Source organism: Promicromonospora sp. NPDC050262, assembly GCF_040655935.1.
Lineage (GTDB): Bacteria > Actinomycetota > Actinomycetes > Actinomycetales > Cellulomonadaceae > Promicromonospora.
This window is the reverse complement of record NZ_JBFAKX010000011.1, coordinates 96,574-109,302: the sequence shown is the minus strand read 5'-3', so window position 1 is coordinate 109,302 and position 12,729 is coordinate 96,574. Positions and strand designations below refer to the sequence as shown.

11 protein-coding genes are annotated in these 12,729 nt (G+C 73.6%); 5 read left to right on the top strand and 6 right to left on the bottom strand.

Translation table 11 applies throughout. The features are described 5' to 3' along the window. Nucleotides 1-5 precede the first annotated feature (5 nt). Nucleotides 6-1,355: an MFS transporter gene (locus tag AB0I29_RS17520; protein WP_285101793.1), complete on the bottom strand. Its 1,350-nt coding sequence runs from the start codon at nt 1,353-1,355 to the stop codon at nt 6-8. A 274-nt stretch (nt 1,356-1,629) separates the two neighbouring features. Between AB0I29_RS17520 and AB0I29_RS17515 the strand changes: the two genes are divergently transcribed. Beyond that, nucleotides 1,630-1,911 carry an HU family DNA-binding protein gene (locus AB0I29_RS17515; protein ID WP_020015632.1) on the top strand — a complete coding sequence of 94 codons (282 nt, stop codon included), beginning with the start codon at nt 1,630-1,632 and terminating at the stop codon, nt 1,909-1,911. Nucleotides 1,912-1,980: 69 nt separating this feature from the next. Here AB0I29_RS17515 and AB0I29_RS17510 read toward each other — a convergent pair whose 3' ends face one another. The 3 genes from AB0I29_RS17510 to AB0I29_RS17500 all read right to left on the bottom strand — a co-directional run bounded on the left by AB0I29_RS17510 (nt 1,981) and on the right by AB0I29_RS17500 (nt 7,005). Further along, complete coding sequence (locus AB0I29_RS17510; protein WP_285101794.1) at nt 1,981-4,545, bottom strand: lysylphosphatidylglycerol synthase transmembrane domain-containing protein; 2,565 nt, start codon at nt 4,543-4,545, stop codon at nt 1,981-1,983. A gap of 106 nt (nt 4,546-4,651) precedes the next feature. Next, nucleotides 4,652-5,449 carry a CPBP family intramembrane glutamic endopeptidase gene (locus tag AB0I29_RS17505; RefSeq protein WP_357483680.1) on the bottom strand — a complete coding sequence of 266 codons (798 nt, stop codon included), beginning with the start codon at nt 5,447-5,449 and terminating at the stop codon, nt 4,652-4,654. Between the two features lie 53 nt (nt 5,450-5,502). Further along, entirely contained in the window at nt 5,503-7,005 is a 1,503-nt protein-coding gene (locus tag AB0I29_RS17500; protein WP_357483677.1) for a peptidase S10, read from the bottom strand. Between the two features lie 120 nt (nt 7,006-7,125). Between AB0I29_RS17500 and AB0I29_RS17495 the strand changes: the two genes are divergently transcribed. The 4 genes from AB0I29_RS17495 to AB0I29_RS17480 are packed head-to-tail and all read left to right on the top strand — an operon-like array spanning nt 7,126 to nt 9,821. Next, entirely contained in the window at nt 7,126-7,836 is a 711-nt protein-coding gene (locus AB0I29_RS17495) for a hypothetical protein (RefSeq protein WP_357483674.1), read from the top strand. After that, nucleotides 7,829-8,131 (top strand): transcriptional regulator, encoded by a 303-nt coding sequence (locus AB0I29_RS17490; protein ID WP_285101798.1) that lies wholly within the window; start codon nt 7,829-7,831, stop codon nt 8,129-8,131. Before AB0I29_RS17495 ends, AB0I29_RS17490 begins: the two co-directional genes overlap by 8 nt. Next, nucleotides 8,128-9,006, top strand: a complete 879-nt coding sequence (locus AB0I29_RS17485) for an ABC transporter ATP-binding protein (protein WP_357483671.1) — start codon at nt 8,128-8,130, stop codon at nt 9,004-9,006. Before AB0I29_RS17490 ends, AB0I29_RS17485 begins: the two co-directional genes overlap by 4 nt. Next, entirely contained in the window at nt 9,003-9,821 is an 819-nt protein-coding gene (locus AB0I29_RS17480; protein WP_285101800.1) for an ABC transporter permease, read from the top strand. Before AB0I29_RS17485 ends, AB0I29_RS17480 begins: the two co-directional genes overlap by 4 nt. A 7-nt stretch (nt 9,822-9,828) precedes the next feature. Here the strand turns inward: AB0I29_RS17480 and AB0I29_RS17475 are convergent, their stop codons facing one another. Together AB0I29_RS17475 and AB0I29_RS17470 are read right to left on the bottom strand one after the other, a co-directional pair. Beyond that, entirely contained in the window at nt 9,829-12,330 is a 2,502-nt protein-coding gene (locus AB0I29_RS17475; RefSeq protein ID WP_357483666.1) for a heavy metal translocating P-type ATPase, read from the bottom strand. Between the two features lie 30 nt (nt 12,331-12,360). Beyond that, a complete protein-coding gene (locus AB0I29_RS17470; protein WP_285101802.1) occupies nt 12,361-12,669 on the bottom strand; it encodes a cation transporter in 309 nt (102 codons plus the stop codon). Nucleotides 12,670-12,729: the final 60 nt, after the last annotated feature.

The window sequence follows — 12,729 nt, the reverse complement described above, 5'->3', positions numbered from 1 at the left end:
GACGCTCAGGTCGCCCGGGTGACCTGAGCGTCCGACACGGGGCGGGACGAGCGGACCGCCAGGATCACCGTCACCACGGCGGGCGTCAGCAGGACGGCGCCCGCCGTGTTCACCGCCTCGAACCCGCCCCAGGCGAGCAGCGGCCCGGCGAGCGCGGCGGAGGCGGCGCCGAAGTAGTTCATCAGCGCGTCGGTCGCGCCCTGCAGGGGCAGCTTGACGTGCGGCTCCGCGACGGACGCCAGCACCGCCGACGAGGCGATGAGGCACGCCGACCAGCCGAGCCCGAGCAGCACCAGGGCGACCGCCGTGAGCACCTCGGCGTCGAGGCCCGGCGCCGCACCCCCGTGCCCGGCGTGCTCGCCGGCGTCGGGCACCGCGGCCGAGGCCAGGGCCGCGGCCGTGAACCCGAGAGCGACGGCGGCCGCCTGCAGCCCGATGCCGCCGACGGCGACGCGGATCGGGCCGAATCGGTCGGTCAGCCATCCGAACACGGGGCTGAACGCGAACATCCCCAGCACGTGCAGGCTGATGACGATGCCGACGAGCTGGAGCGACATCCCGCCGTGCTGCATGTGCACCGGCGTCATCACCATCACCATGATCATCACGCCGTGCGCCACGGCCGTGGTCACCACGGCGAACCGGGCCCGCGGACGGGCCCAGGCCCACCGCAGCGCCGCGAGGGCCCCGGTCCGTCGCGGTTCGGCTCGCTTGTCCCCGTGCCCCTGCCCGACGGCGCCCGCGGGCACCACCCGCCCCGCCACGCCGCCCGCCGGATCCCGGTACAGGCTCAGCAGCAGCAGCCCGGCGAGCAGGTACGCGACGACGGAGAACAGGTAGGGCCCGCCGAGGTCGGGTATGCCGAACCCGCTGCCGACCACGGCGCCGGGCGCCGCGAGGTTGGGCCCGACCACGGAGCCGACGGTCGTGGCCCACAGGACGACCGACATGGTGCGGGCACGCGTGCCGGACCCGACGTTGTCGGCGGCGGCGTAGCGGGACTGGAGGTTGGTCGCGTTCGCGACGCCGTAGAGCATCAGGCCGACCAGGAGCAGCACGAGCTGGCCCAGCACGGCCGCCGTCACGATGAGCAGTGCGCCGGCCGTGGACAGGGCGTACCCGAGCGAGAGGGCCCACCGCCGTCCGCGGAGCTGGGCGAGCGTCGCGAGCGGGATCGAGGCGACCGCCGCGGCGAGCACGCTGACGGCCTGGGCGAGGCCCGCCACGGAGGTGCCGCCCAGGCTCTCCGCGAGCAGGGCGCCGACGGCGGCGCCGGACGCGACCCCGACACCCGCCAGGAGGTTGCTGAACACCAGGACGACGAGGTTTCGGCGGGCGTGCGGCGGATTCTCCACGATTTCCTCTCATTGGCCCGGCAGTACCGGAACGGTAGACCGCTCTGGGTTGCGGAAGTCATCGGATAGTGCGGGCTGACACGGTCCCGGGAGCCGCTACGCCGTCGTCGTCCACAGGTTCGTACACAGGTTCGCGTCCTCTGTGAGCAGAAAGTTACGCACGACTCGCCGTGGAAGGGCCTGTTCTCCGCGAATTCCTGCCGATCTGCTGGCAGTATGGGGCCTCGTCGTCGGGCGGGTACCGCCGCACGACGTGACCGAAGAAGGGAAACGCATGTCGCTCAACAAGTCCGAGCTCGTCTCGGCCATCGCCAGCAAGGCCGAGATCAACAAGACCGAGGCCGAGGCCGCGCTCAACGCCTTCCAGGAGGTGCTGATCGAGTCGCTCGCCAAGGGCGAGGCCGTCAAGGTGACGGGCTTCCTCTCGGCCGAGCGCGTCGAGCGTGCCGCCCGCACGGGTCGCAACCCGCGCACCGGCGAGGAGATCTCGATCCCGGCGAACTTCGGTGTCAAGATCAGCGCCGGCTCGCTGCTGAAGAAGGCTGTCGCCAAGTGACGCTTCGCCGCTGAGCTCTTCAGCGACGCGAAGGCCCGGCTCCCCCTGGGGGCCGGGCCTTCGCACGTCTCAGAGGTCGCCCTTGCGCTCCAGGTACCGCATCGCGACCCAGCCGATCGGGATCCGGCCCCAGTAGGTGCACAGGCGGTACAGGATCGTCGCGGAGAACGCGATGGTGGCCGGCACCCCCGCGGCCGACAGACCGGCCGTCAGGGCGCCCTCCACGCCGCCCAGGCCGCCGGGCGTGGGGATGAGCGCACCCAGCGCGTTGCCGACCAGGTTGACGAGGGCGATGTCGACCAGCGAGAGCGACTCCCCGAACGCCGCGAGGCAGCACCACAGGGCCACGATGTAGCCGAGCGTCATGATCAGGTTCCCGGCCACGCCCAGCGCCAGCCGGCCCGGGTGGCTCAGCATCTGCGCCAGCCGCGGCCACACCTGGCGCAGCCTCGGTCCGATGAAGCCCATGCCCCACCGCCGCACCGGCGGCACCAGCAGCGTCGCGACGACGGCGAGGGCCACGCCCGCCAGCGTGATCAGCACGGCCGGCGACGGCAGCTCCACGAGCGCCCCCGAGCCCGTGAAGACCGACAGCGCCACGAGCAGCAGCACCGTGACCACGAACTGCGACACCTGCACGAGCGCCACGGTGGCGACGGCCATGGACATCGAGACGCCGCGCTGGGTCAGGAGCCGCAGGTTCAGCGCGGCCGGTCCGATCCCCGCGGGGGCGGCCAGCGCCACGAACGAGCCGGCGGCGGCCGTGAGCGTGGCGCGCCCGATCGGCACGCGCGCCGGGGAGAACGCGACGAGCGTGAGGCCCGCGCCGAACCAGGTGACGAGGGCGAGCACGAACGCGACCGCCACCCACCACGGGTTGGCCTCGCGCACGGCCGTGGCGATCTCGTCGAAGTTGATGGTCGTGACGATCACGGCCACGGCGACGATCGCCACGGTCGTGGTCAGCACGGTGCGCGCGCTGAAGCGGGAGATGCGCTGCGGCTGCACGCTGGCCTCGGGCAGGCGCTCCACCAGCGCGTTCCGGAGCTCGCCCATGAGCCCCTTCGCCTTGCGCACCTCCTCGCGGGTGGTCCGGGGCAGCGCGATCGTCTGGATCAGGGGCCCGATGGCCGCGATGTCGGCGTCGGGCAGGGCGCGCACCGCGGAGGCGACGGCGCGCCGCGGGCCCACGCGCAGCCCGATGAGCGCGAGCATCTGCACCAGGTCGAGGCGCCGGGACAGGGGTGACGACGCGATGTCGCCCTGCTCCCAGCCGGTGATCCACACGTGCGCCCGGCCGTCGGCGTCGCGGTGCGTGAGCAGCACGTCCTGGGTGAGCGCGCGGTGCGTGAGGCCCACGGCGTGCGCGCGGCCGAGCTGGTCCCAGGCCTCGGCGAGCACGTCCTCGTGCAGCCCGTCGTCGGGCACGTCGCGGAACGAGACGGCGTCCGAGGCGTGCTCCAGGACGAGCGCGATCGAGTCGCCGTACTCGCCGATCCCGAGGAGCCGGGGGGTGCGGACGCCGGCGGCGCTCGCCGCGTACGACAGCAGGGCCGTGCGCTCGGCCACCGCCTTGAGCGAGATCGCGGCGCGGCCCTCGATGCCGCGCAGGCGCAGGGCTCGCCACAGCCGCGTGATGAGGCCGACCACCTGGCGGTCGCCGTCGAGCACCACCACGTCGCGGCGTACGCCGTCGTCGCTGTAGAGGGCGTACACCCGGTTGTCGCCGGCCCGGCCCAGCGCCAGTGCGGCCGGGTCGTCCGGCGGGCCGTGCTCGACGGCGAGGGCGGACGCGACGGCGTGCCCGGCGTGCTGCGCCGCGTCGTGACCGGGGGCGCGCTCGGACACGGCGTGCACGCGGGCCAGCGACGTCGGCGCGAACCCGGCGCGGCGCACGGCGGCGACCAGGTCGGGGCCGTAGGCGCGCTCGCTGCGGATGCCCGACACGTACTGGACCGTGGAGCCCGCCAGCCGGCCCAGCAGCAGCGCGACGAGGGTGCCCGGCAGCGAGACCTGCCCCGTGATCAGCACGATGAGCAGGGCGAGGAACATCAGGTTCCACGAGATGCGCACGGTGCGCCGCCGCGTCGCGGGCCCGGCGACGGTGAGCATCGCCGTCAGCGCGACCGCGAACTCCGGGATGGTCAGCACGTAGCCCGTGCCCCGCTCCCAGACCGACATGCCCCGCACCAGCTCGTCCGAGCCCAGGTGGCGCACCAGGACGGTCGTGAGCACGCCGATCAGCAGCCCCAGCACGCCGGCCACGATGGACTCGACGATCTGCCGGCCCAGCCGGCGGACGCCCAGCTCGATCATCACGGCCACGGGGGCGAACAGGATGACCAGGCCCTGCAGCACGGCGACGGGCACGAACAGGATCGTGGCCAGCAGGTCGTTGAAGCTCCGGACGTCCTCCGTGACGCCCGCGGTGGTGCCGTGCGCCACGACGGACAGGAACATGACGCCCGCGGTGCCGAGGGCGCACGCGATCATCCAGACGAGCGCGCGGGGGTGCCGCACACGCTCCTCCGGGGTGTCGACGACACGGACGAGGCCGCTCTCGAAGGGCACCGCCTCCGGTACGTCGGACACCTCGGCACCGGCGTCAGCCCGGCCGGTGCGCGAGTTGGACATGCTCGCGATTCTAGAGCCGTTGAGGCTCGCTTGACCGGGAAGCAGGTGTGACGCCCGGAATTTCCGGGTCAGGTCGACGGCGTCCCCGGCGTACGTCCAGGTATCCTCACCGGATCCCGAGGGCCTCGCGCCACTCGGCCGGTACGAGGGCGTAGCCCACGAACGCCACGATGTCGAGCAGCGTGTGCGCCACGACGAGCGGCACGATCCGGTGCCGGCCGCCGGGCTGGAACCTGGGCGAGGTGTAGAACCACGAGAACACGACGCCCATCACGACGTTCCCGATGAACGGCCCGATGCCCTGGTACAGGTGGTACGAACCGCGCAGCAGTGAGCTCGCGACGATGAACCTGACCCGGTTCCACCCGAGGTCGCGTGTGCGCTCGTACAGGTAGCCGACGGCGATGACCTCCTCGAGGAGGCCGTTCTGGAACGCGCTGAGCACCAGCACCGGGACGGTCCACCAGTACGCGTCCAGGGCGCTGGCCTGCACCTCCACGGTGATGCCGACCGCCCGCCCGAGGGCGTAGAACGCGAGGCCCGGGATGCCGATGGCGGCGGCCAGGGCGAAGCCCCACCCCACGTCGCGGGCCGGGCGCGTGCCGTCCAGGCCGAGCCTGCGCGTCGCGCTGCGGCCGTTCGCGCTGAGCAGGTACAGCGCCAGGGCCACCGGCACCAGGGCGAACCCGATGCTCAGGAGCTGGTAGACGAGGTCGAGGTAGGGGCGTTCCGACTGGCTCGCGTTGAGCGTGGCGGTCTGCTCGGCGAGCGGCGTCCCCGCGGTGAGCCGGGCCACGATGTTGACGAGGGCGTACACCCCGGACTGGCCCAGGCTGAGGCCGAGCACTATCCACACCTCGGCGGTGATACGGCGGCGGGAGACGGTCTGCTCGGTCGTGGTCACGTCCGGAACCTACCTCGCGTGGCCGGCGGTGCGTCCGCCGGCCACGCGGGGGATCAGCGGTTCGAGGCCCGCCGGACGAAGTCCGCGAGGTCCGCCGACTGCGCGACCCGCGACTCGGGGTGGATGTACATCATGTGGCCGGCCGGGTAGACCCGGGTCTCGATGCGCTCGCGGTACGACGCCGGGACGGCCATCTGGTCCAGGCTGTACTCGATGGCCTCGACCGGCACACCGCCGTCGTACCGCCCCATGGCGATGTGCACCTGGAGGTGCGGGTTGAGGATCATCGCGTTCGCGAGCTTGTCGGCGACGTCGACGGCCTTGCCCTCGAACTCCTTGTAGGACCACGGGTGGACCTGCCGGGACAGCACCTCGTAGATCGCGTCGTGCTCGTACCCGAGCTCGCCGCGCAGGTAGTGGTGCAGCGCCGCCGTGTACGGGCCCGAGGTCGCGGTCAGGAACGGGTCGTACGGCATCTGCTCGTGGATGTAGTGGTCCGCCGGGCCCGTGAACCGGGTATCGAGGCGCCCGGTGACCAGGCGTCGCGCCCGCAGCAGCTCCGCGTAGACCCGGGTGTGCTCCAGGCGCAGGTTGGCGCGGTCCACGTAGTCCTCGCTGAGACCGGTCAGGGACGCGATCTTGGCGACGGCGGCGGCGCGCTCGTCGTCGGGCACGCGCGCCCCGCGGGCCAGGACGGAGGCGTAGGTCTCGGCCCACTCCCGGGCCTCGGCCACGACGTCGTCCAGCGCCCGGTCGCCGAGGAGGCCGTGGTAGTGCGCCGTCGCGGCGTAGACCGGCAGGAAGAGCGGGTGGGGCAGGTTGGAGTGCTCGCCGTCGAACAGCGCCTCCATGTTCAGGGCCGGGGCCACCAGCATGACGCCGTTCAGGAACATGCCGAACCGCTGCTGCAGGTACTCGGCCAGCGCCGCGCCGCGCGTGCCGCCGTAGGACTCGCCGATGAGGAACTTGGGGCTCATCCACCGGTCGTTCCGGCTCGTCCACAGGCGGATGATCTCGCCGACGGACTCCAGGTCGCCCGTGAAGCCGTGGAACGGCTTGGCCTGCTCGCCCTCGGTGGCCCGCGAGAAGCCCGTGGAGACGGGGTCGATGAACACCAGGTCGGAGACGCGCAGCAGGGTCTCGGTGTTGTCCACGAGCCCGTAGGGCGGCGCGGTCAGGTGGCCGACGTCGCCCGAGTCGACCCGGCGCGGGCCGAGCACGCCCAGGTGCAGCCACACCGAGGACGAGCCGGGGCCGCCGTTGAACGCGAACGTCACCGGGCGCTGCGTCACGTCGGCGTCGTCCAGCGTGTAGTACGTGATCGAGACCTCGGCCTTGGGCTTGCGGCCGTCGTACTTGTCCTCCTTGACCGCCTCCTGCCGCAGCACGACCCGGCCCGTCGTGGCGGAGTACGCCACGTCGCCCTCCGGGGTGTGCAGGGTGTGGCGCGTGGTGACGAGGTCGTCGGCGGGCTCCGGCTTCTTCGCCGGGCTCCCCTCCGACGCCGCCTTGGTCGCCTCGGGCCGTTCGGTGCTGGTGCGCTTCTCGTCGGTCACCCGGGAGAACCTATCGCGCGGTCCTGCGCACCGGGCAGGCAAAAAGTGCTTGCGCACCATCAGGGTGATCCGACAAACTGATTTGCAGTACAAACCAGTTTGAGAGGCGAGGCGATGACCATGGCTACGGACCCGACGTCGGGCACCTCCGCGGAACCGGGGCGTCCGGCGGACGGCGGCGCGGGCCTCGACCCCGCCGAGACGCTGCGCCTGATCCGGCAGCAGCAGGAGGCGGCCCGCGACGCCACCGAACCCGACGGCCGTCTGCTGTTCGGCGCGTGGGGCCTGGCGTGGCTGATCGGGTACCTGGCCATGTGGACGACGGCGCGCGAGACGGGCTCGCCGGAGCCGTGGGCCGGCTGGGTGCTCGCGGGCTGCATCGTCGGCGCCACGACCTTCACGATCGTGCACAGCGTGACCCGGACCGCCGGCCTGCGCGGCGACAGCGCCCGGATCGGCGCGATGTACGGCTGGACCTGGTTCCTCGCGTTCACGGCCCTCGGCGTCATGCTGGGCGCGATGGGCGCAGCGGGGGCGTCGCCGCAGGTCATGGCCATCGCCGCGAACGGCTTCGCGTGCGTGGTCGTCGGCCTCATGTACATCGCGGGCGGGCTGCTCTTCGAGGAGATCCGCATGGCCGCCGTCGGCGGCTGGATGCTGGTCGCCGCGGTGCTCGCGGCCTTCGCGGGGATGCCGAACACCTACCTGGTGATGGCCGTGGCGGGCGGCGGCGGCTTCCTGGCCATGGCCGTGGTGGAGCAGGTGTTCCGCACCCGGCGCCGATCGGCCGGGTCACCCGGCAGGGCGGAGAGTGGTGGGCAGCGTGCCTGAGGACCTCGACCCGGTCATCCACGCCCCGGCGCGCCTGCGCGTCGTGGCCTCGCTCGCGGCCCTGGGCCGTGGCGACGAGGTCTCCTTCCCCAAGCTGCGCAAGCTGCTCGACATGACCGCGGGCAACCTGTCGACCCACCTGCGCAAGCTGGAGGACGCCGGGTACGTACGGGTCACCAAGACCCACGAGGGCAGGACTCCTGCGACGTACCTCGCCCTCACCGACACCGGCCGCACCGCGTTCGCGGACTACCAGGCGGCACTGATGGACCTTCTGAAGGGAGCACAGCGATGAGTGCGGTAGAGGTCAGCGGGGTGACCCGGCGTTTCGGCGACGTCGTCGCCCTCGACGACGTCTCGCTGGAGGTGGGGCACGGCGAGCTCGTCGGTCTGCTCGGCCCCAACGGCGCCGGCAAGTCCACGCTGCTGTCGCTGGTCAGCGGCCAGCGCCGGCCCGACGCCGGGGTGGTGCGCCTGAACGGCCACGACCCGCGGGACGCCCGGTCGCGGACCGTGCTGGGCCTGACCCCGCAGGAGACCGGCCTGCCCGCGACGCTGCGGGTGCGCGAGGTGGTCGACTTCGTGGGCGGCCACTACCCCGACCCGGTGCCCACGGGCGACCTGCTGGAGCAGTTCGGGCTGGCGGAGCTGGGCAAGCGGCAGACCGGGTCGCTGTCCGGCGGGCAGAAGCGGCGGCTGGCCGTCGCGCTGTCGCTGGTCGGCAGACCGCGCGTCGTGCTGCTCGACGAGCCCACCACCGGGCTCGACGTGTCCGGCCGCGGTGCGCTCTGGGACGCGATCCGGGAGTACCACGCGGGCGGCGGCACGGTGCTGCTCACCTCCCACTACCTGGAGGAGGTGCAGGCGCTCGCCGAGCGGGTGGTCGTCATCGACCGCGGGATCGTGCTCGCCGACGACTCCCTCGAGACGATCCTCGGCCGGGTGGGCGCGCGCCGCGTGCAGTTCACGGACGCCGCGGGCACACGCCAGGAGCACCTCGTGGCGGACTCCGACGAGTTCGTGCGCGACCTGGTACACACCGGCACGGAGTTCCGGGACCTGGAGATCCGGGGCGCCTCCCTGGAGGAGGCGTTCGGCCAGCTCGTCGACGGCACGAACGAGGTCGACGACACGAACGTCGACGCCACGAACGAAGGAGCGGTGCGATGAGCGCCACCACGAGCACGACCGGAGCCGGGGCCCCGGGCCCCGACGCCCCCGCCGGGCAGACCCAGTCGATCTGGGTGCTGTCCTGGCTGCACCTGAAGTACCAGTTCCTGGAGACCGTCCGGATCCCCATCGCGGTGCTCGGGAACGTGCTGTTCCCGTCGCTGTCGATGTTCTTCTTCGTGGTGCCGCAGGAGTCGGTGGCGGGCAACCCCCTCTACGCCACGGTCGCGGTCGCGGGCCTCGGCCTGTTCGCCGTCTGCTCCGCCAGCCTCTTCACCTACGGCCTGGGCGTGGCCGAGGACCGGCAGCTGCCCTTCTACCCGTTCCTGCGGTCGCTGCCCGCCGGACCCGGGCCGCAGATGGTGGCGCGCGTGCTGAACGGCGGCATCTTCTCGCTGTTCGGCCTGCTGCCGCTGATCCTCATCGGCTGGCTGTTCACCGCTGCCACCCTGACCGCCGGCCAGCTCCTCGCGGGCGTCGGCACCATCCTCGCGGTCTCCGTGCCGTTCGTGCTGCTCGGCATGGCCATCGGCTACAAGCTGTCGGCCAAGGCCGCGCTGCCGGTGGTGCAGGTCATCCTGTTCCCGCTCGCCTTCGCGGGCGGCCTGTTCCTGCCGCCCCAGATGTTCCCCGCCTGGCTGGACGCCATCTCGAAGGCCACGCCCACCCGGGCCGGCCGTGACCTGCTGGTCCAGGCGACCACGGGTCTGGACGCCTACGCGCTGGCGCTCCCGGTCCTGGCCGGGTGGACCCTGCTGTTCGCAGTGCTGGCCGTGCTGTCCTACCGGAGCGACGAGGGCCGCCGCTTCCGCTGACCCGGGATCACACGGCGCGGCGGAGGCGGAGGGAGTTCGCGACGACGAGCACCGAGCTCGCCGCCATCGCCCCGCCCGCGATCATCGGGCTCAGCAGCCCGGCCGCCGCCAGCGGGAGCGCCGCGACGTTGTACGCGAACGCCCAGAACAGGTTCTGCCTGATGATCCGCAGAGTCTTCCGGGACAGGCGTACGGCGCTCGCGGCGGCCCGCAGGTCGCCGCGGACCAGCGTGATGTCACCGGCCTCGATGGCCACGTCGGTGCCCGTGCCCATCGCGAGGCCCAGGTCCGCCGTGGCCAGCGCGGCGGCGTCGTTCACGCCGTCGCCCACCATCGCCACGGTGCGTCCCTCGGCCTGCAGCCGGGCCACGACCGCCGCCTTGTCGGCAGGCAGCACGCGCGAGACCACGTCCGCGTCGGGGATGCCCACGGCACGCGCGGCCACGAGCGCCGCGCCCGCCGAGTCGCCGGTCAGCAGGTAGGGGCGCAGGCCCAGCTCCCGCAGCTCCGCGACCGCGCGGGCCGACGTCGGCCTGGCCGGGTCGCGCAGCGCGATCACGCCGCCCGCCGCGCCGTTCCAGGCCACGACCACGGCGGTGGCCCCGGCCTCCTCCTGCTGCCCGACGGCGGCACGCACCTCCGCGGAGACCGTCACCCCCTGTTCCGCGAGCCAGTCGGGGCGGCCCACCAGCACGCGCCGGGTGTTCAGCGCGCCGTCCGGGGCGAGTCCCGCGTGCGCGCGCCGGACCAGGCCCTCGACGCCGCCGCCCGGGTGCGCGACGAAACCCGTGACCTCCAGCGGGGTCTCCGGGTCGGGCTCCGCCGCGGCCCGGCCCGCCGCCGCGACGGCCCGCGCGATCGGGTGCTCGCTCAGCGCCTCGACGGCGGCCGCGTACCGCAGCGCCTCCGGGGCGTTGGTCAGGTGGTTCGCGTCGTCGGCGGCCTCGGCGTCCCCGGGCCGGGCAGGCTCTTCCTCGTGTCCGGGCGCCGCGCGCCGCACGCCGGCCATGGCCGGGCTCCGGTCGGGGCTCCACACGTCGACCACGCGCATGCGGCCCTCGGTGACCGTGCCCGTCTTGTCGAGCACCACGGTGTCCACGCGGCGGGTGCTCTCCAGGATCTCCGGGCCACGGATCAGCACGCCGAGCTGCGCGCCGCGGCCGGTGCCGACCAGGATCGCCGTGGGCGTGGCCAGCCCCAGGGCGCAGGGGCACGCGATGATCAGCACCGCGACGGCGGCGGTGAAGGCCGCCTCGACGTCGCCGGTCAGGACGAGCCAGCCCGTCAGCGTGAGCACGGCCAGCGCCAGCACGACGGGCACGAACACCGCCGAGATGCGGTCGGCGAGCCGGGCCACGGGGGCCTTGCCCGTCTGGGCCCGGGCCACGAGCCGCCCGATGCGGGCGAGCATCGTGTCCTCGCCCACGCGGGTCGCGCGCACCAGCAGGTGCCCCGAGGTGCTCACCGTGCCGCCCACGACGTCGTCGCCCGGGGTCACGTCCACCGGCACCGGCTCGCCGGTGACCAGGGACGTGTCGAGCGCCGAGGCGCCCTCCACGACCGTGCCGTCCGTGGCGACGGTGCCGCCCGGCCGCACCGCGAACACGTCCCCGACCTGCAGGGCGGCGACGGGCACGGCGGTCGTGCGCCAGCCGCCGTCCGGCAGGCGCAGCGGGGTGCCGTCGGGGCCCAGCGCGATGCGCTCCGCATCCTTGGCGCCCAGGCTGAGCAGCGCGCGCAGGGCGTCGCCCGCGCGCCGCCGCGACCGGTGCTCGGCGTACCGGCCGGCCAGCAGGAACGTGGTGACCACGGCCCCGACCTCGAAGTACAGCGCCGGACCCATGCCGTGCCCCACGGGCCGGAGGGTGTCGGCGACCAGCACCCAGAGCGACCACAGGGTCGCCGCGACCACGCCGATCGACACCAGCGTGTCCATCGTGGAGCTCGCGTGCCGGGCCGCTCGCGCGGCGGCGGCGTGGAACGGCCAGGCGCCCCACACCACGACGGGCAGCGCCAGGGCGGCGACCACCCACTCGGCACCGGGGAAGGCCAGCGCGGGGACCATCGACAGCAGGAGCACCGGGACGGTGAGCACGGCCGAGACGCGCAGCCGGCGCAGCAGGTCCGCGCCGCGGTACTCGGCGCCGGGGGCCGCGCCGTCGGCACCCGCCGCGCCGTCGGCACGCGCCGCGTCGCCCGGCTCGGTGCCGCCGCCGGGTGCGGCGTCGTCCGCCGCGTCGCCGTCCCGCCCGACGGTGCCGGTCGCGCCCCGGCGTCGCGTGACGCGCGCCTCGTACCCGGCGGACTCGACGGCGTGGACCAGGTCCTGGTCGGTGACCTCGGACGACAGCACGACGTGCGCCGACTCCAGCGGCAGGTTCACGGTCGCGGCGACGCCGTCGAGCCGGTTGAGCTTGCGCTCGACCCGGGCGACGCACGAGGCGCACGTCATCCCGGACACAGCGAGCTCGACCTCGCCGAGGGGGTGCAGGGCCTCAGCGGCAGGCACGGTTCTCCTTACGGGGGCGGGCCGTCCGGATCAGGACGGGACGATCGGCAGCATGCGGGTCGCCTGGCGGCCCGGGGCCTGCGCGGCGGACTCGGCGGCGACGGCGTTCTCGAGCACCTCGACGTCGGCGACGTCGTAGCCGGCCTCGTCCACGGCGTCGCGCAGGGGCGCCTCGGCGAGCGGGAGCTTGGAGATGACGCGGACCAGCGAGGTCTCACCGGCGTGCAGCTCGACGCTCACGTCCTGGACGTCCGGCACGGCTCGCAGCTCGTTGGTCACGGCGGACACGCAGTGTCCACAGGTCATGCCGGTCACGGCGAGCTTGGTCACGGTGGTCATGTGGTCTCCTCGGTTCGTGGGCTGCTGGACGTGCGGGTGCTGCTCGACGTGCGCGGGCTG

Bases quoted from the DNA above. Each gene is read 5' to 3' on its own strand.
- AB0I29_RS17515 (WP_020015632.1), top strand. From the start codon at position 1,630: ATGTCGCTCAACAAGTCCGAGCTCGTCTCGGCCATCGCCAGCAAGGCC.
- AB0I29_RS17510 (WP_285101794.1), bottom strand. From the start codon at position 4,545: ATGTCCAACTCGCGCACCGGCCGGGCTGACGCCGGTGCCGAGGTGTCC.
- AB0I29_RS17495 (WP_357483674.1), top strand. From the start codon at position 7,126: ATGGCTACGGACCCGACGTCGGGCACCTCCGCGGAACCGGGGCGTCCG.
- AB0I29_RS17485 (WP_357483671.1), top strand. From the start codon at position 8,128: ATGAGTGCGGTAGAGGTCAGCGGGGTGACCCGGCGTTTCGGCGACGTC.
- AB0I29_RS17480 (WP_285101800.1), top strand. From the start codon at position 9,003: ATGAGCGCCACCACGAGCACGACCGGAGCCGGGGCCCCGGGCCCCGAC.
- AB0I29_RS17470 (WP_285101802.1), bottom strand. From the start codon at position 12,669: ATGACCACCGTGACCAAGCTCGCCGTGACCGGCATGACCTGTGGACAC.